The sequence below is a fragment of the Pseudomonas sp. S8 genome (genome assembly GCF_050473925.1).
In the GTDB taxonomy this organism is placed as follows: Bacteria; Pseudomonadota; Gammaproteobacteria; order Pseudomonadales; family Pseudomonadaceae; genus Aquipseudomonas; species Aquipseudomonas parakoreensis.
Genome location: NZ_JBFDVZ010000016.1, coordinates 4,520,536 through 4,545,753 on the forward strand (window position 1 = coordinate 4,520,536; position 25,218 = coordinate 4,545,753).

A 25,218-nucleotide genomic window follows, 5' to 3' on the forward strand; every position below is an offset into this window, starting at 1 on the left:
TGCGACGGTGCTCACACTTGGCCGTATTGCTGCCCGTGGCGCAACCAGCGGTCGAGCAATGGGCTGACGTGAGTCGGCCAGCGCTCGAGCAAAGCTTGCGCGGCATCGCGTACGGCGGGCAGCAGATCGGCGTCGCGCATCAGGTCGGCGACCTTGAATTGCAGCAGGCCGGTCTGACGGGTGCCGAGCATTTCGCCGGGGCCGCGCAGTTCGAGGTCTTTTTCAGCGATGACGAAACCGTCGTTGGTCTCGCGCATAATGCCCAGGCGCTGGCGGCCGATTTGCGACAGCGGCGGATGGTAGAGCAGCACACAATGGCTGACCGCGCTGCCCCGGCCAACCCGGCCGCGCAACTGGTGCAACTGTGCGAGGCCGAGGCGCTCGGGGTTTTCGATGATCATCAGGCTGGCGTTGGGCACGTCGACGCCGACTTCTATCACGGTGGTGGCGACCAGCAGTTGCAGGTTGCCGGCCTTGAATTCGGCCATGACCGCGGCTTTTTCGGCGGGCTTCATGCGCCCGTGGATCAGCCCGACTTTCAGCTCGCCGAGGGCGGCGGTGAGGTCTTCGAAGGTGGTTTCGGCGGCCTGACAGGTCAGCTCTTCCGACTCTTCGATCAGCGTGCACACCCAATAGGCCTGACGCCCTTCGGCGCAGGCGCTGCGCACCCGTTCGATAACTTCGACGCGACGGGTGTCGGTGACCAGCACGGTGTTGACCGGGGTGCGACCGGGCGGCAGTTCGTCGAGGATCGAGGTGTCGAGGTCGGCGTAGGCGCTCATCGCCAGCGTGCGCGGGATCGGCGTGGCGGTCATGATCAGTTGGTGTGGACACATGCGCCCGCCGACGCCTTTCTGCCGCAGCGCCAGACGCTGCTGCACGCCGAAGCGGTGTTGCTCGTCGATGATCACCAGCGCCAGATTCTTGAACTGCACTTCGTCCTGGAACAGCGCATGGGTGCCGACCACCATCGGCGTGCCGCTGGCGATCTGTTCCAGCGCGGCGACGCGATTCTTGCCCTTGAGCTTGCCGGCCAGCCACGCGACGTCGATGCCCAGCGGTTCGAGCCAGCGTTTGAAGGTGATGAAGTGTTGCTCGGCGAGGATCTCGGTCGGCGCCATCAGCGCGACCTGATAACCGGCCTCCAGCGCTTGCAGTGCCGCGAGGGCGGCGACCACGGTTTTGCCCGCGCCGACATCGCCCTGAATCAGCCGCAGCATCGGTTCGTGCTGGCTGAGGTCGTAGGCGATTTCGTTGCCGACGCGTTGTTGAGCACCCGTCGGGTTGAAGCCGAGGTTGGCCAGGTATTTCGGCGGCAGCTTCGTCGCTTTCGGCATCGCTGGTGCGCGCAGTGAACGCATGCTTTCGCGCAGACGTTGTTGCGACAGTTGATGGGTCAGCAGTTCTTCGAAAGCGAGGCGATGCTGGGCCCAGTGATGACCGAGGGCCAGCTCATCGACCTCGGCGTCGGCGGGCGGATTGTGCAGGTAGCGGATCGCATCGGCCAGCGGCGCCAGTTGGTAGTCGCGAGCCAGTTCGGTCGGCAACCAGTCGGGCAGGGTGTTCGGCTTGAGCAGGGTCAGGGTCTGCATGCACAACTGGCGCAGGCGCTGTTGGGTCAGGCCTTCGGTGAGTGGGTAGACCGGGGTCAGGGTTTCATCCACTGGCGGCGGTTCGTCACCGGTGATGGCGCGGTATTCCGGGTGGTAGATTTCCAGCCCCGAAGCGCCGGGCCGTACTTCGCCGTAGCAGCGAATCCGTGTGCCGCGCTTGAGGCCTTCTTTCTGCGCGTTGCTGAAATGGTAGAAGCGCAGGCTCAGCCCGCCGGTGCCGTCCTGCATGCGCACGACGAGGCTGCGCCGCCGGCCCATGACCACATCGGCGCCGCTGACGGTGCCTTCGACCACCGCATCCTGGCCCGGGCGCAAGTGGCCGATCGGCACCACGCGGGTGCGATCCTGATAACGCAGCGGCAGGTGAAACAGCACATCCTGGAGGTTTTCCAGGCCGACCTTGGCCAGTTTCTCGGCCATGGCTTCGCCGACACCCTTGAGTGCCGTCACCGACACTTGCGACAGCTCGGTCATGACCCTGGCTTAACCGGCCGTGACCGGCGCGGCGGGCTTGGCCACCGAGCACAGGCGAACGGAGTCGGCGAGGATCTCAATGGCTTTCGGCCGTGGGAAGCTGGCGCGCCAGGCGATGGCGACAGTGCGGAATGGCACCGGCGCCGACAGCGGACGCACTTCGATCACGCCCGGGGCGTAGTGATGGCTGTCCACCGCCGACAGCGGCAGGATCGAAATGCCCAGACCGGACGCGACCATGTGGCGGATGGTTTCCAACGAGCTGGATTCCACCGTGGTGTGTTTGGCGCCGTCGTTGCCCTTGGTCAGGGTCGGGCAGGCTTCCAGCACCTGATCGCGGAAGCAGTGGCCTTCGCCGAGCAGCAACAGGCTCTTGTCGTTGAGCAGGCCCGGGTCGATGGATTCTTTTTGCGTCCACGGGTGCTGGGCTGGCATCAAGACGTAAAACGGCTCGTCGTACAGCGGCAGGGTCAGCACGTCGGCTTCGTTGAACGGCAGGGCGATGATGATCGCGTCGAGCTCGCCGTTGCGCAGTTTGTCGCGCAGCACGTGGGTGAAGTTTTCTTCGATGTACAACGGCATCTGCGGGGCGACCCGGTGCAGTTGCGGAATCAGGTGCGGGAACAGGTACGGCCCGACGGTGTAGATCGCGCCGACTTTCAGCGGGGCGGTCAGCTGATTCTTGCCGGCCTGGGCCAGTTCACGGATGCCTTGCGCTTGCTCCAGCACCTTTTGCGCTTGGGCGACGATGCCTTCGCCAACCGGAGTCAGGCGCACGGCGCTTTTACTGCGCTCGAAAATCAGCACACCGAGTTCGTCTTCAAGTTTTTTCACGCCCACCGACAGGGTCGGCTGACTGACGTGGCAACGCTCGGCGGCGTGGCCGAAGTGCTGCTCTTGGGCGAGGGTAACGATGTAGCGTAATTCTGTGAGGGTCATAGCGAGCGTCCATGAAGTTGCGGGCCAAGCATAACGGCTGCAATCGATAGACGCACGTTATCAGACTGAGTGAGGAATGCGACACCGGGCAATGTGAGTTTGCCGTTTATGGATGAGCTGAAAAACAAAAGATCGCAGCCTTCGGCAGCTCTTACAGGGGCCGAATACCTGTAGGAGCTGCCGAAGGCTGCGATCTTTTGATCTTGCTACTTAACGACGACGGTCCAGCGAGTACACAAACGGCGCCACAATTTCGATCGAGCCGTTGTTCAGCATATCGGCCGGTGGCTTGGGCAGCGGTTGTGCGCGGCGGATCATTTCCAGGGTGGCCCGATCCAGGTCGGCGTTGCCCGAGCGGCCCACCAGTTCGAATGACAGCACGTTGCCTTCAGCGTCGACCACAAAGCGCAAACGGTTCACGCCTTCCTTGCCGCGAGCCTGTGCGCTGGCCGGGTACTTCTTGTATTTGCCCAAGTGCGCGAGCAGGGTGCCTTGCCAACTGGCCTTGGCGGCCATTTGTGCCGGCGACGGGCCCGGTGCGGGCTGGGCGGATTTCTCCGTCGGCGCCTGAGTCGGTTGGGTGTCAGCCGGTTTTTCCTCGGCCGGTTTTTCCTTCACCGGCTCCGGTTTCTTTTCGACGGGCTTGGGCGGCTGCGGTTTCGGCTTTGGCTTGGGTTTGGGCTTCGGTACGGCAATCTCGGCCTTGGGTGCTTCAGCCAGTTTCGGGATCGGCAACTCTTCGACCGGAGCTGGTGGCTGCAGCGGTGTGACGACTTTCGGCGGAGCAGGCGGTGGCGGGGCCGGAACCGGTGCCAGTTCGACCATCATTGCCTGCGGCGGCAGTTCGATGGGCGGGCGGGCGGTCCAGTTCAGCGCCAGCGCGATGGCCAGCGCATGAACGCCCAGCACCACGGCCAGGCTACCGCTGTAACGCGTCAGCTTATGGCGCGTCGTGATCATTTCTTGGCTGCGCTCTCAAGTCCTACCAGACCGACCTTCAGGTAACCGGCCGAGCGCAGTTTATCCATCACGCTCATCAGGTCGCCGTAGTCCACACCCTTGTCGGCCTGGAAGAAGATGGTGGTGTCTTTTTTGCCCTGGGTCTTGGCGTCGAGCGTTGCGCCGAGGGTATCGGCGTTGACTTCATCGTCGCCGATGTACAGGCGCTGATCAGCTTTAACGCTGAGGAACACCGGTTTCTCCGGGCGCGGCGCCGGTTTGGCGGTCGAGGCCGGCAGGTCGACCTTGATGTCCACAGTGGCCAGTGGCGCGGCCACCATGAAGATGATCAACAGCACCAGCATCACGTCGATGAACGGCGTGACGTTGATTTCGTGGTTCTCGGCCAGATCGTCGTCTGCGCCTTCTTTCAAATGCAGGCCCATGGCCGATTACCCCACTTTCACCATGTGTGGTTGCGAGCTGCTGCGCTCAGGCTGGTGATCGAGGTCACGGCTGACCAGCAACAGGACCTGCGCCGAAGCGTCGGACACCTGCGCCTTGTAGCCGGCGATGGAGCGGGCGAACACGTTGTAGATCACCACCGCAGGAATCGCAGCAACCAGACCCAACGCGGTGGCCAGCAGCGCTTCGGCGATACCCGGCGCCACGACGGCGAGGTTGGTGGTCTGGGTCTTGGCGATGCCGATGAAGCTGTTCATGATGCCCCACACGGTGCCGAACAGGCCGACGAACGGCGCGGTGGAACCGATGGTGGCGAGGACGCCGGTGCCGCTGCTCATGTTGCGGCCACAGGCGGCGACCAGACGCTCAAGGCGGAAGCTGACGCGTTCCTTGATGCCTTCTTTCTCGCGGCTGTTGACCGACAGGCGCATCTCTTCGAGGGCGTCGTGCACCAGCAGGTTGGCCAGGGTGCCTTCCTTCGCCGCAGTGGCGCTGGCTTCCTTGAGGGTGGCGGCCTTTTTCAGGGCCGCGATTTCACCACGCAGACGCCGCTTGGCGCCCATCAGCTCGAAGCCTTTGGCGATCCAGATGGTCCAGGTGATGATGGAAGCGATGGCCAGACCGATCATTACGATTTTCACGATGATGTCGGCGTTCTGATACATGCCCCATGGCGACAGGTCGTGGGCCATGCCCAAGGTGTTGTCGGGTTCGAGCACTTCAGGGGTGTCTGCGGGGGCGGCGTCTACTGCCTGCACCGGATCGGTGGTGGCTGGCGCGGCTGCAGTTGGTGCGTGCTGTTCGGTGGCCGCCGGAGCGGTTGGCGCTTGTGCGTCGGCGAAAGCGGCGGTCGGTGCCAGCATCAGGCTGAGCAGCAGGGCCGCCACTGCGCTGAAGGCGCGAGGTCGTTTGGTTGGCGAAGCGGGGGTTTGATTACGTGTCATGCTGGCCGGACCTGAGGTAGAAAAACGGTAATGCTCTTCCAGGCCTCGTAAGGCCGAGAACAAAAGTGGGGTGCATTATTGCAAGTAATTCTTGTTAACAAAAGTAATAGAGTTTCTTTTTTTCCTTCATTGCTAGCCGTTCGTCCTGTACGAGGGCTAGTCTGTTCCTTTCTTTTGGGAGTTTTTTGATGTCCGCGCCTTCTGTTTTGATTGCCGGTTGTGGTGATGTCGGCAGTCGTCTGGCTACGCAATTGTTGGCCGCCGGCTGGGAGGTGCAGGGTCTGCGCCGTGATGTGTCGCGTTTGCCGGACGGCGTCATCGGCGTCGCTGGTGATTTGTTCAAGGAAGATTGCCCGGAAAACTGGCCATTCGGGGCGGTGGACTATCTGGTGTATTGCGCGGCGGCGACCGATCACGATGAAGCCGGTTACCGCGCTGCCTACGTACAGGGTTTGCAGAATGTGCTGAGTTGGCTGGACGACTACGGGCAGACGCCTGATCGGCTACTGTTCGTTTCCAGCAGCAGTGTGTACGGGCAGCAGGAAGGGGAGTGGGTCGACGAACATTCAGCGACCGTCGCCAGCGGCTATTCCGGGCGAGTGATGCTTGAGGCTGAGCAAGTGGCGCTGAGCAGCGGCATCCCGGCGAGCATTGTGCGACTGACCGGTATCTACGGCCCGGGACGTGAGTGGCTGCTGACTCAGGTGCGTCGTGGTTATCGGGTGGCGGTCGAGCCGCCGCTGTACGGCAATCGCATCCATGCTGATGACGCGGCGGGGCTGATGGCGTTTTTGCTGCAGGCGGCTCATCAGGGCAAGCCGTTGCAGGATATCTATATTGGTGTGGACGATGCGCCGGCACCGTTGGCCGAAGTGGTCGCCTGGCTGCGGGAGTATCTGGGGGTTACCGAATGGGCTGACGACGCCAGCGTACGCCGCACTGGCAGTAAACGCTGCAGCAATGCTCGTGCGAAGGCGCTGGGCTGGACGCCGAAATACCCGAGTTACCGCGAAGGTTATGCGGCGATTCTTGAAGGCAAGTGCTGACTTTCTAACGCCACAAACCACTGTGGGAGCGGGCTTGCCCGCGATGGCGGCTTGGCAGTCAACTAAAGTGTTGAGTCTGATGGCCTCATCGCGGGCAAGCCCGCTCCCACAGGGTTATGTGTTGCTCTCAGGCGCGGTTACTGCTTCTCAAGCAACCACTTGCGCTCACCCGGGGTGAACTGCGGCATTTCATCCGCCAGTGCGGTATTCACTGCCTGGAAGATTTCCAGCGCCTTGCCTTTTCGGGCAAAGATCCAGTTGTTGCCCTGGCCGTTGAGCTGCAGCCACATGCTGTCGTGGTCGCTGTTCATCGAGGCGCAGTCGCCTGCCAGGCACAGCGCATAACGGTCGGCGCCGGGCAGGCCGGACACTTGGCCGTCGGCCTGGAATTGCACGGTGTTGCCTTCGCCGTCGCCGCTGGCAATCTTCCAGCTGCCGCCCAGGTAAGCCGAATACAGTGCGCGTTCGAAGCTGGCACCGATTGGTGCGCCTTCCGGTACGGGGATTTGTGCGCGGTCGAACAACTGGTCGGGTTCGTTCTCGGTGGCGGCTTGTTTCATCCGGCCGCCGTCGCGTTTCAGCTCACTGCCGGAGCTGCCATAGAAGTCGACTTTCCAGGCGCCGGACTGTTCGCCCTGCAGCCGTCCTTCGACGTTCTCGAAACCGTTGGTGTAGCGGGCCTGACCGGCCTTGGTGTTGACGTCCCACTCCAGGTTCGGGCCATAGGCCTGAAGCGCTTCGCGCAGGGGGCCGCCCTTGGCAGCAGCGTCGATCGCCACCTGGTTGATCCAGGTGCCGCTGATGTCACGGTCGGCGGGGTCGCTGGCACAGCCGCCGAGGAAAATGGCGAGCAGCGAGAGAGCAAGCGCTTTGCGCATGGTGGAATCCTTTCAAAACCTGTTCTTTACCGCAGAGCAGTCGGCGCAGCGTTTGAAGGCTGCGCCGTGCGCATTACTCGATGACCAGGATGGCATCCATTTCGACCTGCGAACCCTTCGGCAGGGCAGCAACGCCGATGGCGGCGCGCGCTGGGTACGGCTGGTCGAAGTACTTGCCCATGATCTCGTTGACCTTGGCGAAGTGGCTCAGGTCGGTGAGGAAGATGTTCAGCTTGACGATGTCCTTGAACGAACCACCGGCAGCTTCAGCTACGGCTTTGAGGTTCTCGAACACCTGGACGGTCTGGGCTTCGAAGCCTTCAACCAGCTCCATGGTCTTTGGGTCCAGAGGAATCTGGCCCGACATGTAGACAGTGTTGCCGGCCTTGATCGCCTGGGAGTAAGTGCCGATGGCGGCTGGGGCCTTGTCGCTGGTGATAACAGTCTTGGTCATGTATGACTCCTTGTTAGGTGTGAATTAGGCACGCATGCGGGTGATGCGGATGACCCCGGTCAGGGCGCGCAGTTTCTTGATCACGCGGGCCAGGTGCACACGGTCGTGGACGCTGACCACCAGTTGGACGACGCTGATGCGGCCATCGCGCTCGTCCATGCTGATTTTCTCGATATTGCCGTCGGCCGCGTTGACGCTGCTGGCCAGCAGGGCGATCAGGCCGCGCTGGTGCTCCAGCTCGACGCGCAGCTCGACGTTGAATTCGCCGGTGACATCCTTGGCCCACGAGAGCTGGATGCATTTTTCCGGGTTGTGCCTGATTTCGCTGATGTTGCGGCAGTTGTCCAGGTGCACGACCATGCCTTTGCCTGCCGACAGGTGGCCGACAATCGGGTCGCCCGGGATCGGCGTGCAGCACTTGGCGTAGCTCAGCACCAGCCCTTCGGTGCCGCGAATCGCCAGCGGACCTTCCGGACTCGGCAGCTGCTCGCCTTCGCCGAGCAGACGGCGCGCCACGACATAGGCCATGCGGTTGCCCAGGCCGATGTCTTCGAGCAAATCTTCGATCAGTTCCAGACGATATTCAGCGAGCATTGCCTTGACGCGCTCGGCCGGGATCTTCTCCAGCGCGCTGTCGAAACCGTTGAGCACTTTGTTCAGCAGGCGTTCGCCAAGGCTTATGGACTCGGAGCGGCGCTGCAGTTTCAGCGCATGACGGATGTGCGTGCGCGCCTTGCCGGTGACCACGAAGTTGAGCCACGCCGGGTTCGGCCGTGCGCCGGGCGCGCTGACGATCTCGACCGTGGAGCCGCTTTGCAGCGGTTCGGACAGCGGTGCGAGGCGACGGTTGATCCGGCAGGCGATGCAGCTGTTGCCGACATCGGTGTGTACCGCGTAGGCAAAGTCGACCGCCGTGGAGCCTTTGGGCAGCTCCATGATCCGGCCTTTGGGCGTGAACACGTAGACCTCGTCCGGGAACAGGTCGATCTTCACGCTCTCGATGAATTCCAGCGAGTTGCCGGCACGTTGCTGCATTTCCAGCACGCCTTTGACCCACTGACGGGCGCGGGCGTGAGTGCCTTTGGGCTGCTCGTCACCGCTGGATTTGTACAGCCAGTGGGCGGCAATGCCGTTGTTGGCCATCTCTTCCATTTCGCGGGTGCGGATCTGGATCTCGATCGGTACGCCGTGCATGCCGAACAACGTGGTGTGCAGCGACTGATAGCCGTTGGCCTTGGGGATCGCGATGTAATCCTTGAAGCGCCCCGGCAACGGTTTGTACAAATTATGCACAGCACCCAGTACGCGGTAGCAGGTGTCGACCTTGTCGACGATGATCCGGAACGCATAGACGTCCATGATCTCGTTGAAGGCCCGACGCTTGCCGCGCATTTTCTTGTAAATGCCGTAGAGGTGTTTCTGGCGTCCGCTGACTTCGCCCTGGATGCCGTCGATGGCGAGGCAATGGCCAAGGGATTCTTCGATCTTGTTGACGATTTCCTTGCGGTTGCCCCGGGCGCGTTTGACCGCCTGGTAGATCCGCGCGGAACGCATCGGGTGCATCGCCTTGAAGCCGAGGTCTTCGAACTCGATACGAATCGCGTGCATGCCCAGCCGGTTGGCGATGGGCGCGTAGATTTCGAGGGTTTCCTTGGCGATGCGGCGGCGTTTTTCCCCGGACAGCACCTCCAGCGTGCGCATGTTGTGCAGGCGGTCGGCGAGTTTGACCAGGATCACGCGAATGTCGCGTGCCATGGCCATGGCCATTTTCTGGAAGTTCTCGGCCTGGGCTTCGGCCTTGGTCTCGAAGTTCATCTGGGTCAGTTTGCTGACCCCGTCGACCAGTTCGGCTACGGTTTCACCGAACTGCGCTTGCAGCGCTTCCTTGGCGATACCGGTGTCTTCGATCACGTCATGCAGCATCGCCGCCATCAGGCTCTGATGGTCCATGTGCATGTCGGCAAGAATATTCGCCACCGCAAGCGGATGCGTGACGTACGCCTCGCCGCTGCGGCGGCGTTGGCCGTCATGGGCTTGTTCGGCGTAGAAATACGCTCGGCGGACCAGGTTGACCTGGTCGTTGCCGAGGTAGGTCGATAAGCGATCGGCGAGGGCGTCTATGCTCGGCATGATGACTCCTGCCGTAGGCTGTGTTCCCGCGCCGTGCTACGTCGACCAGGCATAGGCTTAGACGGCCTCGTTGGACTCGTCCTCGAAAGCAGCGAAGAGCGGTTCATCCTGGACGATTTCCTGCTCGGCGATGAACTCGTAGCTCATCAGGCCTTCAGCGATTTCACGCAGGGCGACAACGGTCGGCTTGTCGTTTTCCCACTGGACCAGAGGCTCTTTGCCGCCGGTGGCCAGTTGACGGGCACGCTTGGTAGAGAGCATGACCAGCTCAAAGCGGTTTTCCACGTGTTCTAGGCAGTCTTCAACGGTTACGCGGGCCATGGTATTCCTCGGAGCGAATGCAATATGCGCGCTGCCCGGTTGGGCGAGCGGACTCAACAGTTTAAAAAATCACCAGCGATTAGGGAAGCGCTGATTTTTTGACCAGACCCTTCAAAGCGCTGCAGGCACCAATGTAAAGCGCTTGCAGCGGTTTTGGGAAGTGCTGATTAACCCAGCAATTCAGCCAGCAATCTGCCGAAACGCACTTGCTGGCGCTTCTGCTGCAGCTGATTGGCACGGAAAATCGCTTTCAGATCGTCCAGCGCGTGGGCGAAATCATCGTTGATGATCAAGTAATCGTATTCGACGTAGTGGCTCATCTCGCTGACCGCTTCGCGCATCCGGCCGTCGATGATCTCGTCACTGTCCTGGCCACGGTTGGTCAGGCGCTGGTGCAGGGCCTGCAGCGACGGCGGCAGGATGAAGATCGAGCGGGCTTGCGGCATCAACTTGCGGACCTGCTCGGCGCCTTGCCAGTCGATCTCCAGAATCAGGTCGTGGCCTTCGTCCAGCGTCTGCTGCAAACGGCTTTGCGAAGTGCCGTAGAAGTTGCCGAAGACTTCGGCGCGTTCGAGGAAGTCGCCGTGCTCGCCCATCTTCACGAACTCTTCGCGGGTCACGAAGTGATAGTTCACGCCATCTACTTCGCCCGGGCGCATGGCGCGAGTGGTGTGGGAAATCGAGACGCGGATTTCCGGGTTGGTGTCGGTCAACGCCTTGACCAGGCTGCTCTTGCCCGCGCCCGAAGGGGCGGAAATGATGTACAGGGTGCCGGTGTGGTGGGTCATGTCTGTTGCCTTACTCAATATTCTGCACTTGTTCGCGCATCTGCTCGATCAACACCTTGAGGTTGACGGCGGCCTGGGTGCTGCGCGGGTCGAAGGCCTTGGAGCCCAGTGTGTTGGCTTCGCGGTTGAGTTCCTGCATCAGGAAGTCGAGGCGCCGGCCAGCAGCACCGCCGGACTTGAGCACCCGGCGGACTTCAATGATGTGGGTGCTCAGGCGATCCAGTTCTTCGGCCACATCGCTCTTTTGCGCGAGCATGACCATCTCCTGTTCCAGACGCTGCGGATCCAGTTCGGCCTTCATGTCGGCGAAGCGGTCGAGGACTTTCTGGCGCTGGGTCGCGAGCATCTGCGGCACCAGTTCACGCAGGGTCACGACGTCTTCTTCTATGGAGGTCAGGCGCTCGTTGATCAGGCGTGCCAGCTCCGCGCCTTCGCGCTCGCGGCCGGCCTTGAGTTCCTTGAGACCTTGATTGAACAACGCCAGCGCATCGGCATTCAGCGCCTGTGGATCAGTCGCGTCGGCCACCAGCACGCCGGGCCAGGCCAGCACTTCCAGCGGGTTCAGTGCCGCCGGGTTGTTGATCAGCCCGGCAACGGTTTCGGCGGCGGCGACCAATTGTGCGGCGCGCTCGCGGTCGACCTGCAACGGCTTGCCGGTGCTTTCTTCGGTGAAGCGCAGGGTGCATTCCAGTTTGCCCCGCGACAGGCCCTGACGCAGGGCTTCACGCACTGAGCCCTCGAGGTCGCGGAACGACTCCGGAAGACGCAGGTGCGGTTCCAGATAGCGGCTGTTGACCGAGCGCAGTTCCCAGCTCAGGGTGCCCTGGGCGCCGGCTTTCTCAACGCGGGCGAAGGCGGTCATGCTGTGCACCATGGCGGTGACCTCGCAATGCAGATCGGCGCAGAAGGGATGTTCCGCAGGCTCGATATCAATGAATTTAAGCCGACTGGCAGCAAAGGCGCAGGATTGTAGCGCAGTGCGGCGGATGCGCCCAAACACACGGTGTGACAAAGGGCTGCAGGCCGTCGGTTATGTGCGTTTCAGGGCGTTGTGTCGACGGCCGGAATTTTTAACCCGTGCCCAGGCACGGTGCAGCGCTCTATAATGCTCGGCAGTTTTCCGTCCCCAGTACAGGTATTCCCTATGAAACGTCCAAGTGGTCGCGCTGCCGATCAGCTCCGCTCGATCCGCATTACCCGCAACTACACCAAACACGCCGAGGGATCCGTACTGGTCGAATTCGGTGATACCAAAGTCATCTGCACCGTCAGCGTCGAAAACGGCGTGCCGCGTTTCCTGAAGGGTCAGGGCCAGGGCTGGTTGACCGCCGAATACGGCATGCTGCCGCGCGCCACTGGCGAGCGTAACCAGCGTGAAGCGAGCCGTGGCAAGCAGGGCGGTCGCACCCTGGAAATCCAGCGCCTGATCGGCCGTTCCCTGCGCGCTGCGCTGGACATGTCCAAGCTGGGCGACGTGACCCTGTACGTCGACTGCGACGTGATCCAGGCTGACGGCGGCACCCGCACCGCCTCCATCACTGGTGCCATGGTGGCCCTGGTTGATGCACTGAAAGTGATCAAGAAGCGTGGCGGCCTGAAAGGCGGCGACCCGCTCAAGCAAATGATCGGCGCAGTGTCGGTCGGCATGTATCAGGGCGAGCCGGTGCTGGATCTGGACTATCTTGAAGATTCCGCCGCCGAGACCGATCTCAACGTGGTGATGACCAGCACCGGTGGCTTCATCGAAGTCCAGGGCACCGCCGAAGGCGCGCCGTTCCAGCCTGAAGAGCTGAACGCCATGCTGGAGCTGGCCAAGAAAGGCATGAACGAAATCTTCGAACTGCAAAAGGCTGCACTGGCCGACTGAGCAGGTTCGTAACCCGCAAGGAGGACGCGATGAGTGATGAGCAAGAGTTGCTGCCCAAACCGAGCCAGGAGGTTCGCCAATGGGCGATGTTTTGTCACTTGTCCGCCTTGCTGGGGATCTGGATTCCGTTCGGCAACCTGATCGGGCCGCTGATTCTGTGGCAGATGAAGCGCGAAACTGATCCGTTCATCGACGCTCAGGGCAAAGAGGCACTGAATTTCCAGATCACCGTGGCGATTGCTGCCGCGATCTGTCTGCTGCTGATGGTGTTGATCATCGGCTTCTTCTTGCTGGGCCTGCTGGCCATCGGCGCGCTGGTGTTGACGATCATTGCCGGGGTGAAGGCGAACGAAGGGTTCCCCTACCGTTATCCGTTCACCTGGCGGTTGATCAAATAACGATCAGCACAAATGACCTGTAATCAGCGCGCACAAAAAAGCCGACAGCGATGTCGGCTTTTTTGCATCCACAAATCGACGCTTAGATGGTCAGCGTCCAGTCGTAGTCGACGATCAGCGGCGCGTGCTGCGAGAACCGTGGCTGCCGCGGCAGGCGTGCACTGCGCACGAAGCGCCGCAGGCCCGGGGTCAGGATCTGGTAGTCGAAACGCCAGCCCAGATTGAGCATCTCGGCCTGTTCGTTGTCCGGCCACCAGCTGTACTGGTCGCCTTCGCGGCTGACTTCGCGCAGGGCATCGACGTAACCCATGTTGCCGACAATCTCGTCCATCCAGGCGCGTTCCGGCGCCAGGAAGCCCGGGGATTGCTGGCTGTCGCGCCAGTTCTTGATGTCGAGCTTCTGCTGCGCCACGTACAGCGAGCCACAATAAATGTACTCGCGACGTTTGCGCCGCTGCTTGTCCAGGTACTTGCCGAAGTCGTCCATGAGCTTGAACTTCTGGTTCAAGTCCTCATCGCCGTTCATCCCCGAAGGAAGCAGCAAGGTGGCAATACTGACTTTGTCGAAATCTGCTTGCAGGTAGCGCCCGTAGCGGTCGGCCGTCTCGAAACCGAGACCGCTGATGACAGCCTTCGGTTGCAACCGCGAATACAAAGCCACGCCACCTTGGGCAGGGACTTCAGCATCGCAGGCATAAAGGAAGTAGCCATCCAGTTGGAAGGCTGGGTCATCCAGTTCAAAGGCGGAGGCACGGGTGTCCTGCAGGCAGATGACGTCGGCATTCTGAGCTTGCAGCCAACTGAGCAAACCGCGCTCGACTGCCGCCTGAATACCATTGACGTTCACACTGATGATCCGCATAAATGGCCCCAAAAATCGCGTGCGTGTATGATACACGGCGTCAAGCTAATTAGCTAAATCCGTGGTATTTGGGGTTTTTTTCATGCAAGCGTATCAGCGCGATTTCATTCGTTTTGCCATCGATCGCGGCGTTTTGCGCTTCGGTGAGTTCACCCTGAAGTCCGGGCGCACCAGTCCTTACTTCTTCAACGCCGGCCTGTTCAACACGGGCTCGGCCCTGGCGCAGCTGGGGCGTTTCTACGCGGCGGCCATCGCCGAAAGCGGCATTTCTTTCGACGTCCTGTTTGGCCCGGCCTACAAAGGCATCCCGCTGGCAGCCACCACTGCCGTCGCGCTGGCCGAGCATCACGACCGTGACCTGCCGTGGTGCTTCAACCGCAAGGAAGCCAAGGCCCACGGCGAAGGCGGCAGTCTGGTCGGCGCTCCGCTGACCGGCGAAGTGCTGATCATCGACGACGTGATCACCGCCGGCACCGCGATCCGTGAAGTGATGCAGATCATCGCTTCCCAGGATGGCGCCAAGGCCGCTGGCGTGTTGATCGCCCTGAATCGTCAGGAGCGTGGCAACGGCGAGTTGTCGGCAATCCAGGAAGTCGAGCGTGATTTCGGTATTCCGGTGATCAGCATCGTTTCGCTGAACCAGGTGCTGGAATTCCTCGCTGACGATCCGCAGCTCAAGCAGCATCTGCCAGCTGTGGAAGCGTACCGCGCCCAGTTCGGCGTCTGATGCGCTGCCCTTGTAGGAGCTGCCGAAGGCTGCGATCTTTTGATCTTGTTTTTTGAAAGCAAAACGTCAAAAGATCGCAGCCTGCGGCAGCTCCTACAGGGATTGCAGGCAAAAAAAGACCCCGCTCAGTCAGGCTGAGCGGGGTCTTTTGGTTTGTGCGACGCCTTACGGACGCTTGCGATTGCTGATCAGCGTACCCACACCGGTATCGGTGAAGATTTCCAGCAGGATCGCGTTCGGCACACGACCGTCGATGATCAGCGAGCTGCCGACACCGCCCTGAACTGCTTCCAGTGCACAACGGATCTTTGGCAGCATGCCGCCGTAGATAGTGCCGTCGGCGATCAGGTCGTCGACCTGCTGGGTGCTCAGGCCGGTCAACACAGTGCCCGACTTGTCCATCAGGCCGGCGATGTTGGTCAGCAGCATCAGCTTCTCGGCTTTCAGCGCCTCGGCGACCTTGCCGGCCACCAGGTCAGCGTTGATGTTGTACGACTCGCCGTTCTCACCGACGCCGATTGGCGCGATCACCGGAATGAAGTTGCCTTTGACCAGCAGATTCAACAGTTCAGTGTTGATCCCGACCACTTCACCGACCTGACCGATGTCGATGATTTCCGGCTGGGTCATCTCCGGAGTCTGGCGGGTGACGGTCAGTTTCTTCGCACGAATCAGTCCGGCGTCTTTACCGGTCAGGCCGATGGCGCTGCCACCGTGGCGGTTGATCAGGTTGACGATGCTTTTATTGACCTGGCCGCCGAGGACCATTTCCACCACGTCCATGGTCGCCGCGTCAGTGACGCGCATGCCATCGACAAAGTGGCTTTCGATCGACAGGCGTTTGAGCAGATCACCGATCTGCGGGCCGCCGCCGTGAACCACCACCGGGTTGATGCCCACGGCTTTCATCAAGACGATGTCGCGGGCGAAGCCGGTTTTCAGCTCCTCGCTTTCCATCGCGTTGCCGCCGTATTTGATCACCAGGGTCTTGCCGACATAACGTCGGATGTAAGGCAACGCTTCGGACAGAACCTGGGCGGTATGGGCGGCGGCTTCGCGTTCGAGGGTCATTCAGGGCTCCGGGTGAATCAGAACGGTAGTTGGAGATCAGGTGCAACGCGTTTCAGTTGGGTGTGGAACACCGCCTTGATACGCGCAAGTTCTGCCTCGTCATCGGCCTCGAAACGCAGCACCAGCACCGGTGTGGTGTTGGAGGCGCGCACCAGGCCCCAGCCTTTGGCGTAATCGACTCGCACGCCGTCGATGGTGGTCAGGTCGGCGCCTGGGCCCCACTGTGCGTCGTGCAGTGCATCAATGATGCTGAATTTGCTCTCTTCGGTCACATGGATATTGATTTCCGGCGTAGAAATATCGTTCGGGAAGGTCGCAAACAGCTCTTCGGCGGTGGATTTTTCCTTGCTGAGGATCTCCAGCAGCCGTGCGGCGCTGTAAATACCGTCGTCGAAACCGAACCAGCGCTCCTTGAAGAAGATGTGCCCGCTCATCTCGCCGGCCAATAGAGCACCGGATTGTTTCATTTTCTTTTTGATCAACGAATGACCGGTCTTCCACATTAGCGGGCGACCACCGTATTCCTTGATCAGCGGCACCAGGCGGCGGGTGCATTTGACGTCGAAGATGATTTCCGCATCGGGATTGCGCGCCACCACGTCGCGGGCAAACAGCATCAGCAGGCGATCCGGGTAGACGATGCTGCCGGTATTGGTCACCACGCCGACACGGTCGCCGTCGCCGTCGAAGGCCAGGCCGAGATCGGCGTTGGTTTCCTTGACCTTGGCGATCAGGTCGACGAGGTTCTCGGGTTTGCCCGGGTCCGGGTGGTGGTTGGGGAAGTTGCCGTCGACTTCGCAGAACAGCGGGATGACCTCGCAGTTCAACGCTTCGATCAGTTGCGGGGCAATCACGCCGGCCGCACCGTTGCCGCAGTCGACCACGACTTTCAGGCGGCGGGCCAGTTTGACGTCCTGGACGATTTCGGTGGTGTAGCGGTCAAGGATTTCGACTTGAGTGACGCTGCCCTGACCGCTGGTCAGGTCATTGGTCTTGATGCGCTCGTGCAGCACCTGGATCTGCTCGTTGGCGAGGGTATCGCCGGCGATCACGATCTTGAAGCCGTTGTAGTTCGACGGGTTGTGGCTACCGGTGAGCATTACGCCAGACTTGCCGGCCAGCACGTTGGCCGCGTAGTACAGCGCCGGGGTCGGAACCAGGCCAACGTCGCTGACATGGCAGCCGCTCTCGGCGATACCGCGGATCAGTTCGGCAACCAGCTCCGGGCCGGACAGACGCCCGTCGCGGCCGACCGACACGTTCGGTTCACCCTGGGCCAGGCTCTGCGAGCCGATGGCGCGGCCAATCCAGTACGCGGTTTCGGCATTGAGGAATTCCGGCACGGTGCCGCGAATGTCATAGGCGCGGAAGATGCTGTCAGGTAGCTTCGGGGCGATCTTGGCTGGGGTGCTCATCTGCACAAATGCTCCATCTCGAAAGTGGCGGGACAGACCGACGATTCACTCGGCGGCAGGCTCAAACTGAAGGGTATGACGGCGTTTTCCACAGAGAGTTCGTGGTGTGAAAGGGCCATGACGCCTCGGCTGGCGCGGCTTTCGGCCGGCAAAACCTTGATTTTCGGTGTTAAAACCTGCTGCCGAAATGCACGAATTTTGTGGTGAGGGGATTTATCCCCGATGGTTGCGCAACAGATCCAAAAGTCTTGGGGCCGCTTCGCAGCCCATCGGGGATAAATCCCCTCGCCACAATAATATTTCAGGGTTATTTAGTGCCGGTATGACCGAAGCCGCCCGCGCCGCGCTCGGTTTCGACGAACTCTTCCACCATTTCGAAGTGCGCCTGTACTACCGGCACCAGCACCAGCTGCGCCAGACGCTCGCCGACGGTCATGGTGAAGTCGCTCTGGCCACGGTTCCAGCAGGACACCATCAGCGGGCCCTGGTAATCCGAGTCGATCAGGCCGACGAGATTGCCCAGCACGATGCCGTGCTTGTGGCCCATGCCCGAGCGCGGCAGGATCAGCGCGGCGAGGTTCGGGTCGCCGATGTAGACCGACAGACCGGTTGGGATCAGCACGGTTTCACCCGGCTTGATCACGATGTCCTGTTCCAGCATGGCGCGCAGGTCGAGGCCGGCGGAGCCCGGGGTGGCGTATTGTGGCAGCGGGAATTCGGTACCGATGCGGGGGTCGAGGATCTTGGCTTGCAAAGCGTGCATGTAAATTAAACCTGGTTCAGACGTTCGGCGATAAAAGTGACCAGTTGGCGAGCGATCTTGCTCTTGCTGGTCTGGGCGAAAACGGTGGCGTGAAGCTGACGGTCGATCACGCTGCAGGCGTTTTCTTCGCTGTTGAACCCGATGCTCGGATTGGCCACGTCGTTGGCGACGATCAAATCGAGATTCTTGTCTTTCAGCTTGCGTGCAGCGTAGTCGAGCAGGTGTTCGGTCTCGGCGGCGAAGCCGACACTGAACGGACGGTCGGGACGGGTCGCGATGGTGGCCAGGATGTCCGGGTTACGCACCATTTGCAGGACGAAACCGTCGCCGCTTGTAGGGTCTTTCTTGAGTTTTTGCGGGGCAACCACTTCCGGACGGTAGTCCGCCACCGCTGCCGAGGCGATGAACACATCACACGGGATGGCCGATTCGCACGCCGCGAGCATGTCGCGGGCACTGACCACATCGATGCGGGTGACGCGATCCGGCGTCGGCAGGTGCACCGGGCCGCTGATCAGGGTCACGCGGGCGCCGGCTTCCACCGCGGCTTCGGCCAGAGCGAAGCCCATTTTCCCGGAGCTGTGGTTGGTGATGTAGCGCACCGGGTCGATGTTTTCCTGGGTCGGGCCGGCGGTGATCACCACGTGTTTGCCGGTCAGTGCCTGACGCAGGAAGCAGTCCGCCGCACACTGCGCCAGATCGGTGGCTTCCATCATCCGGCCCATGCCGACGTCACCGCAGGCCTGGCTGCCGGAGGCTGGGCCGAAGGTCTTCAGGCCACGGCTTTCAAGAAGTTGCAGGTTGGCCTGGGTCGCCGGATCGCGCCACATGGCTTGGTTCATTGCCGGCGCGACCGCCACTACGGCGTCGGTAGCAAGAACCAGAGTGGTCAGCAAGTCGTTGGCGATGCCCTGGGCCAGACGGGCGATCAGGTCGGCGGTGGCCGGCGCAATCAATACCAGATCGGCCCACTTGGCCAGCTCGATGTGGCCCATCGCCGCTTCGGCAGCCGGGTCGAGCAAGTCGAGGTGAACCGGGTGCCCCGACAGGGCCTGCATGGTCAGCGGGGTGATGAACTCGGCGCCGCCATGGGTCATGACCACGCGCACTTCGGCACCCTGGTCGATCAGGCGACGAACCAGATCGGCACTCTTGTAGGCTGCAATGCCGCCGCCGACGCCCAGAACGATGCGTTTCCGATACAGCCGCTGCATAGGTCTGCCTTTCATTTCGTGGTTGATACGTGGCGAAACCCCCTCCCCAGGGTGAATTCGCCCGCAAAAAAGATGGGCTACGATATCACAGCGACCGCTACGGAACAGCGGCGCCCACAGACAAGGAATGTGTATGAGTATTCGCGATTGGCCGGCGGCGGAGCGGCCGCGAGAAAGGTTGTTGGAACAGGGCCCTGCGAGCCTTTCAGACGCCGAGTTGCTGGCGATTTTTTTGCGTACGGGAGTCGCTGGAAAAAGCGCAGTGGACCTGGCGCGACACTTGTTGAATCAGTTCGGCAGCCTGCGTTTGTTGCTTGAGGCCGATCAGGAAGCATTCAGCAAACAGTTGGGGCTGGGGCCCGCAAAGTTTGCGCAGTTGCAGGCTGCTCAAGAAATGAACCGCCGGTATCTGGCCGAGCGCTCACGTAGAGAGCCGGCATTGGAGAATCCACAGGCTGTTCGGGATTACCTCAAATCCATGCTGCGCCATGAGCCCCACGAGGTTTTTGGCTGCCTGTTTCTTGATTCCAAGCATCAAGTGCTGACGTTCGAGGCGCTGTTTCGCGGCTCGATCGACAATACCAGTGTGCATCCCCGGGAAGTGGTGAAGCGCTCATTGGCCAACAACGCGGCGGCGGTGATTCTCTGCCACAACCATCCATCGGGGAACAGCGATCCGAGCCAGGCGGATCGGCAACTGACCAAGCGCCTGCAGAAGGCTCTGGATCTGATTGATGTGCGAGTGCTGGATCACTTCATCATCGGCGACGGCGAGCCGCTGTCGATGGCGGAGTGTGGTTGGATGTAGATCCGGTGGGAGAATGCAAAACCCTGTGGGAGCTGGCTTGCCAGCGATGGCGGCGGTACATTCAGCACAATGCTGCCTGTCAGTCCGCTATCGCTGGCAAGCCAGCTCCCACAGGTTTTGTGTTGTGGTGGGTTATTTCAGGTTGACCTTGGAGTAGTCCTGCCGCCCGAACGGGCTGACGGAGTAACCCTGCACATCCTTTCGGGTCAGCGCATAAGCGGTCGGGTGTGCCAGCGGCAGCCACAGCGCCTGCTGCTGAATCTGTGCCTGTGCCTGTTCATACAGCTTGGTGCGCACGCCTTGCTCGCTGGTGGTTTTGCCGGCGCTGATCAGCTTGTCCAGGTCGGCATTGCAGTAGCGGGCGAAGTTGGTGCCGGACTTCACTGCTGCGCAGGAAAACTGCGGCGTGAGGAAGTTGTCCGGATCACCGTTGTCGCCGGCCCAGCCCATGAACAGCAGGTCATGCTCGCCAGCCTTGGCGCGGCGAATCAGTTCGCCCCACTCGATCACGCGGATTTCCGCCTGAATGCCGATCTCTGCCAGGTCCGATTGCAGCAACTGCGCGCCCAGACTCGGGTTCGGGTTGAGCAGGCTGCCGGACGGACGCGTCCAGATGGTGGTCTGGAAGCCGTCCTTGAGCCCGGCCTTGGCCAGCAACGCCTTGGCTTTGGCCACGTCGTGCGGATAGCCCGGCAGGTTCTTCGCGTAGCTCCAGGTGTTCGGCGGGTAAGGGCCGTTGGCGGGTTCGGCGGTGTCTTCGAATACGGCTTTGACGTAGTTGGCCTTGTCAAAGGCGAGGTTGATCGCCTGACGTACTTCCGGCTTGTCCAGCGGTGGATGCTGGCTGTTGATGCCGACGAAAGCGGTCATGAACGCGTCAGTCTTTTCCACTTTCAGCGTCGGCTCTTCCTGCGCGGCCTTCACGTCCAGCGGTTTTGGCGACAAGGCGATCTGGCATTCGTTGCGCCGCAGTTTTTGCAGGCGCACGTTGGCGTCAGGGGTGATGGCGAAGATAAGCGGATCGACCGCAGGCTTGCCGCCAAAGTAGTCCGGGTTGGCCTTGTAGCGCACCGAGGCGTCTTTCTGGAAGCGCGTGAACACGAACGGGCCGGTACCGATCGGTTGGCTGTTGAGCTTGTCGGTGGCGTCGGCCTTGAGCAGCTTGTCCGCATATTCGGCGGAATAGATGGAGGCGAAGCCCATGCTCAGTGTCGCGAGGAACGTCGAATCCGGGTGGTCAAGGGTAAAGCGCACGGTCAGCGGGTCGAGTGCGTCGATCTTCTTGATCAACGTCGGCAACTGCATGGACTGGGCGTGCGGGAATCCGCTTTGCGCCACTTTGTGCCATGGGTTGGCCGGGTCGAGCATGCGGTCGAAGCTGAACTTGACGTCTTCGGCGCTCAGGGTGCGGGTCGGCTTGAAATATTCAGTGCTGTGAAACTTCACCTGCGGGTGCAGCTTGAACACGTAACTCAGGCCATCGGGGCTGACTTCCCAGCTGTCGGCCAGGCTTGGCACGACTTTGCCGCTGGCGGTGTCGAAGTCCACCAGGCGGTTCATCAGTACGTCGGCCGAGGCATTGGTGGTGGTTAGCGAGTTGTATTGCACCACGTCGAACCCTTCAGGGCTGGCCTCGGTGCACACGCTCAGGGCGGCAGCCTGGGCCAATGGGCTCAGCAGAAGCGGGGCGAGCAACAGGGGTAGGGCAGCGAGGCGCATGGTCGGCTTCCTTTACAGATCGAAGGCCCATCTGCAGGTGCAGTCTGGAAAAGGGTTACCCTAGAGGGCTGGATTGCAAATGACTATCCCCTTTTTGCATTTTTCGGGCCGGGACAGTGGTGTTTTTCAGACCACGTTGCGCGAGGAAAAGTCGGAAACCTCTTTTAAAGCGGTTTTCTGCGACGAGTGGTCAAAGCGCGCCTCAGCCTTTATCCAAAGCGTCTGCAGGCGGAAAATGCGCCTTTTTACCGGTCGATTGCACATCCATTGTTGTTGCACCCCGGTCTTTCTGGTATAAAGCAGCGCTCTTTTCTAGGGGCCCGGTTCCTTCACTGTAGGTGTAGCCGGTAAGACCTCTAAAGAAACGCGGCGCCTGGCGCCAAATGACTGAGAGATTAAGCGGCCAACCCATGCCGGGTTGGGCATGTGGTTTTAGAGGGCTGAGGCATGTCGAGAGTATGTCAAGTTACCGGTAAGGGTCCGGTAACCGGGAATAACATTTCCCACGCAAACAACAAAACCCGTCGTCGTTTCCTGCCGAACCTGCAGCATCACCGCTTCTGGGTTGAAGAAGAGAAACGTTTCGTACGCCTGCGCGTTTCCGCCAAAGGCATGCGTATCATCGACAAGCGTGGCATCAGCGTTGTGCTGGCCGAGCTGCGTCGCGACGGCAAGATTTAAGGGAGCTAATCATGCGTGAATTGATTCGTTTGATTTCGAGCGCCGGTACTGGTCACTTCTACACTACCGACAAGAACAAGCGTACTACCCCGGACAAAATCGAGATCAAGAAATATGATCCGGTTGTTCGCAAGCACGTGATCTACAAGGAAGGCAAAATCAAGTAATTGATTTTTCCCGACTTACAAAAAAGGCCCGTATCGTGAGATGCGGGCCTTTTTTGTTGCCTCGGATTTCTGCGGTGTCAGGCCGGGCCTCATCGCTGGCAAGCCAGCTCCCACAGTGATTACCGGTGTTCACAATGTTGGCGTTAATCACAAAACCTGTGGGAGCTGGCTTGCCAGCGATAGGGCCGGAGCAGTCAGCGAAAGTCCTCAAGCCTTCTGTTCAAAGATCACATAGACCTTGCGGCAAGCCTCCAGCACTTCCCAAGTGCCACGGAAGCCCGCTGGAATCACAAAGCGGTCACCCACGCGCAAGGTCTTGGCATTGCCATCGCTGTCACGCAGCACCGAAACTCCCTGCAGGATTTCGCAATATTCGTGTTCGGTGTAATTGACCGTCCATTGGCCAACCGCACCTTCCCACACGCCAACACCCATTTGCCCGCAAGGGCTGTCGTATTGATTGAACACCGCTTGCTCGGGATCACCCTTGAGCACTTTGGCCGGGTCCGGGCGATAGCGTTCGGCTGCGCTGGTGGTCAGGCTGATGTCGACGACGTTCTGGATGTTCATTGTTGTTTTCTCCCGTGATGACGGCGCGGTGGCTTGAAAGGGCCAGAGTCTATGTTTATTAAAATGAACACCGCAAGGTCGTATGGCGCGCTTATGTCAAATATATTGAAACAAACCCGGCCGCTGGTTTAGGGTGGCGGGTGCCTTGGGCCGAAAAGCAGGCTGGCCGGGCAGCATTCCTGAAGACGACCGCGAAGAACGCGGCGCTCTATTCAACAAGAGGAGGACACTCGAATGACCACCCTGACTCGTGCCGATTGGGAACAACGCGCCCGCGACCTGAAGATCGAAGGCCGCGCCTACCTCAACGGTGAATACACCGACGCCGTTTCTGGCGAGACTTTCGAGTGCATCAGCCCGGTCGATGGCCGTCTGCTGGGCAAGATCGCCAGCTGTGATGCCGCCGACGCTCAGCGCGCCGTGGAAAACGCTCGCGCCACCTTCAATTCCGGCGTCTGGTCGCGCCTGGCACCGACCAAACGCAAAGCCACCATGATTCGTTTCGCCGGCCTGCTCAAGCAGCACGCCGAAGAACTGGCGCTGCTCGAAACCCTCGACATGGGCAAGCCGATCAGCGATTCGCTGTACATCGACGTGCCCGGCGCGGCGCAGGCCCTGAGCTGGAGCGGCGAGGCGATCGACAAGATCTACGACGAAGTCGCCGCCACTCCGCACGATCAACTGGGTCTGGTGACCCGCGAGCCGGTCGGCGTGGTCGGCGCCATCGTGCCGTGGAACTTCCCGCTGATGATGGCCTGCTGGAAACTCGGCCCGGCGCTGTCGACCGGTAACTCGGTGATCCTCAAGCCGTCGGAAAAGTCCCCGCTGACTGCCATCCGCATCGCTGCGCTGGCCGTTGAGGCCGGTATTCCGAAAGGCGTGCTCAACGTGCTGCCGGGCTACGGCCACACCGTTGGCAAGGCGTTGGCGTTGCACAACGATGTCGACACGCTGGTGTTCACCGGTTCGACCAAGATCGCCAAGCAGTTGATGATCTATTCCGGCGAATCGAACATGAAACGCGTGTGGCTGGAAGCCGGCGGCAAGAGTCCGAACATCGTCTTCGCCGATGCGCCGGACCTGCAAGCCGCTGCCGAATCCGCCGCCAGCGCCATTGCTTTCAACCAGGGCGAGGTCTGCACCGCCGGTTCGCGTCTGCTGGTCGAGCGTTCGATCAAGGACAAATTCCTGCCGATGGTGATCGAGGCGCTGAAAACCTGGAAGCCGGGCAATCCACTGGATCCGGCGACCAACGTTGGTGCGCTGGTCGATACCCAGCAGATGAATACCGTGCTGTCGTACATCGAATCCGGTCACAGCGACGGCGCCAAACTGGTCGCTGGCGGCAAGCGCATCCTCCAGGAAACCGGTGGCACCTACGTCGAGCCGACGATTTTCGACGGCGTGAGCAACGCGATGAAGATCGCTCAGGAAGAGATCTTCGGCCCAGTGCTGTCGGTCATCGCTTTCGACACCGCCGAAGAGGCGATCCAGATCGCCAACGATACGCCGTATGGCCTGGCCGCAGCAGTGTGGACCCAGGACATCTCCAAAGCGCACCTGACCGCCAAAGCGCTGCGCGCCGGCAGCGTGTGGGTCAACCAGTACGACGGCGGCGACATGACCGCACCGTTCGGCGGCTTCAAGCAGTCGGGCAACGGTCGTGACAAGTCGCTGCATGCATTCGACAAGTACACCGAACTGAAGGCGACGTGGATCAAGCTGTAAGTCGTTAGCGGGAGCCCGGCAACTCCGGCTCCCTGACGAAACAGAGATCCCCTGTGGGAGCGGGTTTTTGTGGCGAGGGGATTTATCCCCGATGGGCAGCGCAGCGGCCCCAGAACCGGACAATGCGGATTTGCAGATACACCGCATGCTCAGGTTTTGCGACTGCTGCGCAGCCGATCGGGGATAAATCCCCTCACCACAAAGGCCCGCTCCCACATTTGGTTTTGTGGTGTACAT

The 25,218-nt window shown here is 60.9% G+C and carries 25 protein-coding genes and 1 pseudogene; 8 read left to right on the plus strand and 18 right to left on the minus strand.

What is annotated here, in order from left to right:
• Positions 1-11: 11 nt before the first annotated feature.
• The 5 genes from recG to exbB form a co-directional block, all read right to left on the minus strand.
• The gene (gene recG, locus AB1J88_RS21440) at positions 12-2,087 is read right to left on the minus strand and encodes an ATP-dependent DNA helicase RecG (protein ID WP_430291929.1); all 2,076 of its coding nucleotides are present in this window, start codon (positions 2,085-2,087) and stop codon (positions 12-14) included.
• A gap of 9 nt (positions 2,088-2,096) precedes the next feature.
• Positions 2,097-3,026: a hydrogen peroxide-inducible genes activator gene (locus AB1J88_RS21445; RefSeq protein WP_007962352.1), complete on the minus strand. Its 930-nt coding sequence runs from the start codon at positions 3,024-3,026 to the stop codon at positions 2,097-2,099.
• Between the two features lie 210 nt (positions 3,027-3,236).
• The gene (locus AB1J88_RS21450; RefSeq protein ID WP_430291930.1) at positions 3,237-3,986 is read right to left on the minus strand and encodes an energy transducer TonB family protein; all 750 of its coding nucleotides are present in this window, start codon (positions 3,984-3,986) and stop codon (positions 3,237-3,239) included.
• On the minus strand, positions 3,983-4,411 hold the full coding sequence (exbD, locus tag AB1J88_RS21455; RefSeq protein ID WP_041071566.1) for a TonB system transport protein ExbD: 429 nt from the start codon (positions 4,409-4,411) through the stop codon (positions 3,983-3,985). Before exbD ends, AB1J88_RS21450 begins: the two co-directional genes overlap by 4 nt.
• Positions 4,412-4,417: 6 nt before the next feature.
• Positions 4,418-5,374, minus strand: a complete 957-nt coding sequence (gene exbB, locus AB1J88_RS21460; protein ID WP_430291931.1) for a tonB-system energizer ExbB — start codon at positions 5,372-5,374, stop codon at positions 4,418-4,420.
• Positions 5,375-5,562: 188 nt separating this feature from the next.
• Between exbB and AB1J88_RS21465 the strand changes: the two genes are divergently transcribed.
• Positions 5,563-6,420, plus strand: a complete 858-nt coding sequence (locus AB1J88_RS21465; RefSeq protein WP_198758390.1) for an SDR family oxidoreductase — start codon at positions 5,563-5,565, stop codon at positions 6,418-6,420.
• 137 nt (positions 6,421-6,557) lie between these two features.
• Here AB1J88_RS21465 and AB1J88_RS21470 read toward each other — a convergent pair whose 3' ends face one another.
• From AB1J88_RS21470 to AB1J88_RS21495, 6 genes are all read right to left on the minus strand, one after another.
• Complete coding sequence (locus AB1J88_RS21470) at positions 6,558-7,298, minus strand: hypothetical protein (RefSeq protein ID WP_027610405.1); 741 nt, start codon at positions 7,296-7,298, stop codon at positions 6,558-6,560.
• 73 nt (positions 7,299-7,371) lie between these two features.
• Positions 7,372-7,752: a RidA family protein gene (locus AB1J88_RS21475; protein ID WP_003229509.1), complete on the minus strand. Its 381-nt coding sequence runs from the start codon at positions 7,750-7,752 to the stop codon at positions 7,372-7,374.
• Between the two features lie 24 nt (positions 7,753-7,776).
• Complete coding sequence (gene spoT, locus AB1J88_RS21480; RefSeq protein ID WP_041071922.1) at positions 7,777-9,882, minus strand: bifunctional GTP diphosphokinase/guanosine-3',5'-bis pyrophosphate 3'-pyrophosphohydrolase; 2,106 nt, start codon at positions 9,880-9,882, stop codon at positions 7,777-7,779.
• Positions 9,883-9,939: 57 nt separating this feature from the next.
• Positions 9,940-10,203 carry a DNA-directed RNA polymerase subunit omega gene (rpoZ, locus tag AB1J88_RS21485; protein WP_008030604.1) on the minus strand — a complete coding sequence of 88 codons (264 nt, stop codon included), beginning with the start codon at positions 10,201-10,203 and terminating at the stop codon, positions 9,940-9,942.
• A 167-nt stretch (positions 10,204-10,370) separates the two neighbouring features.
• Entirely contained in the window at positions 10,371-10,991 is a 621-nt protein-coding gene (gmk, locus tag AB1J88_RS21490) for a guanylate kinase (protein WP_041071927.1), read from the minus strand.
• 10 nt (positions 10,992-11,001) lie between these two features.
• Positions 11,002-11,865 carry a YicC/YloC family endoribonuclease gene (locus AB1J88_RS21495; protein WP_086792433.1) on the minus strand — a complete coding sequence of 288 codons (864 nt, stop codon included), beginning with the start codon at positions 11,863-11,865 and terminating at the stop codon, positions 11,002-11,004.
• Positions 11,866-12,135: 270 nt separating this feature from the next.
• Between AB1J88_RS21495 and rph the strand changes: the two genes are divergently transcribed.
• Both rph and AB1J88_RS21505 read left to right on the plus strand, forming a co-directional pair.
• Positions 12,136-12,858 carry a ribonuclease PH gene (rph, locus tag AB1J88_RS21500; RefSeq protein ID WP_003229494.1) on the plus strand — a complete coding sequence of 241 codons (723 nt, stop codon included), beginning with the start codon at positions 12,136-12,138 and terminating at the stop codon, positions 12,856-12,858.
• A gap of 29 nt (positions 12,859-12,887) precedes the next feature.
• Positions 12,888-13,256: a DUF4870 domain-containing protein gene (locus tag AB1J88_RS21505; RefSeq protein WP_003229492.1), complete on the plus strand. Its 369-nt coding sequence runs from the start codon at positions 12,888-12,890 to the stop codon at positions 13,254-13,256.
• Between the two features lie 82 nt (positions 13,257-13,338).
• Here the strand turns inward: AB1J88_RS21505 and AB1J88_RS21510 are convergent, their stop codons facing one another.
• The gene (locus AB1J88_RS21510; RefSeq protein ID WP_007920349.1) at positions 13,339-14,118 is read right to left on the minus strand and encodes an exodeoxyribonuclease III; all 780 of its coding nucleotides are present in this window, start codon (positions 14,116-14,118) and stop codon (positions 13,339-13,341) included.
• Positions 14,119-14,200: 82 nt separating this feature from the next.
• Between AB1J88_RS21510 and pyrE the strand changes: the two genes are divergently transcribed.
• Positions 14,201-14,845 (plus strand): orotate phosphoribosyltransferase, encoded by a 645-nt coding sequence (pyrE, locus tag AB1J88_RS21515; protein WP_430291932.1) that lies wholly within the window; start codon positions 14,201-14,203, stop codon positions 14,843-14,845.
• 165 nt (positions 14,846-15,010) lie between these two features.
• Here the strand turns inward: pyrE and argB are convergent, their stop codons facing one another.
• From argB to coaBC, 4 genes and pseudogenes are all read right to left on the minus strand, one after another.
• Positions 15,011-15,916, minus strand: a complete 906-nt coding sequence (gene argB / locus AB1J88_RS21520; RefSeq protein ID WP_003229488.1) for an acetylglutamate kinase — start codon at positions 15,914-15,916, stop codon at positions 15,011-15,013.
• 17 nt (positions 15,917-15,933) lie between these two features.
• Positions 15,934-17,310 (minus strand): annotated as a pseudogene (locus tag AB1J88_RS21525) (phosphomannomutase/phosphoglucomutase); the annotation flags it as partial.
• 328 nt (positions 17,311-17,638) lie between these two features.
• Positions 17,639-18,094 (minus strand): dUTP diphosphatase, encoded by a 456-nt coding sequence (gene dut / locus AB1J88_RS21530; protein WP_003229483.1) that lies wholly within the window; start codon positions 18,092-18,094, stop codon positions 17,639-17,641.
• Positions 18,095-18,099: 5 nt separating this feature from the next.
• A complete protein-coding gene (coaBC, locus tag AB1J88_RS21535) occupies positions 18,100-19,308 on the minus strand; it encodes a bifunctional phosphopantothenoylcysteine decarboxylase/phosphopantothenate--cysteine ligase CoaBC (RefSeq protein WP_430291933.1) in 1,209 nt (402 codons plus the stop codon).
• A 133-nt stretch (positions 19,309-19,441) separates the two neighbouring features.
• On the opposite strand from coaBC, the gene radC reads away from it, so the two are divergent.
• Positions 19,442-20,116, plus strand: coding sequence for a RadC family protein (gene radC / locus AB1J88_RS21540; protein ID WP_041071940.1), 675 nt, complete (start codon positions 19,442-19,444; stop codon positions 20,114-20,116).
• A 132-nt stretch (positions 20,117-20,248) separates the two neighbouring features.
• Here radC and AB1J88_RS21545 read toward each other — a convergent pair whose 3' ends face one another.
• Entirely contained in the window at positions 20,249-21,835 is a 1,587-nt protein-coding gene (locus AB1J88_RS21545; protein ID WP_430291934.1) for an ABC transporter substrate-binding protein, read from the minus strand.
• Positions 21,836-22,282: 447 nt separating this feature from the next.
• Here AB1J88_RS21545 and rpmB point away from each other — a divergent pair, with 447 nt between their 5' ends.
• Positions 22,283-22,516 carry a 50S ribosomal protein L28 gene (gene rpmB / locus AB1J88_RS21550; protein ID WP_003229474.1) on the plus strand — a complete coding sequence of 78 codons (234 nt, stop codon included), beginning with the start codon at positions 22,283-22,285 and terminating at the stop codon, positions 22,514-22,516.
• 11 nt (positions 22,517-22,527) lie between these two features.
• Positions 22,528-22,683 (plus strand): 50S ribosomal protein L33, encoded by a 156-nt coding sequence (gene rpmG, locus AB1J88_RS21555; RefSeq protein WP_003177274.1) that lies wholly within the window; start codon positions 22,528-22,530, stop codon positions 22,681-22,683.
• 207 nt (positions 22,684-22,890) lie between these two features.
• Here the strand turns inward: rpmG and AB1J88_RS21560 are convergent, their stop codons facing one another.
• A complete protein-coding gene (locus tag AB1J88_RS21560) occupies positions 22,891-23,253 on the minus strand; it encodes a cupin domain-containing protein (protein ID WP_041071946.1) in 363 nt (120 codons plus the stop codon).
• 234 nt (positions 23,254-23,487) lie between these two features.
• Here AB1J88_RS21560 and AB1J88_RS21565 point away from each other — a divergent pair, with 234 nt between their 5' ends.
• A complete protein-coding gene (locus tag AB1J88_RS21565; RefSeq protein ID WP_041071948.1) occupies positions 23,488-24,981 on the plus strand; it encodes an aldehyde dehydrogenase in 1,494 nt (497 codons plus the stop codon).
• The last annotated feature ends 237 nt before the right edge of the window (positions 24,982-25,218 follow it).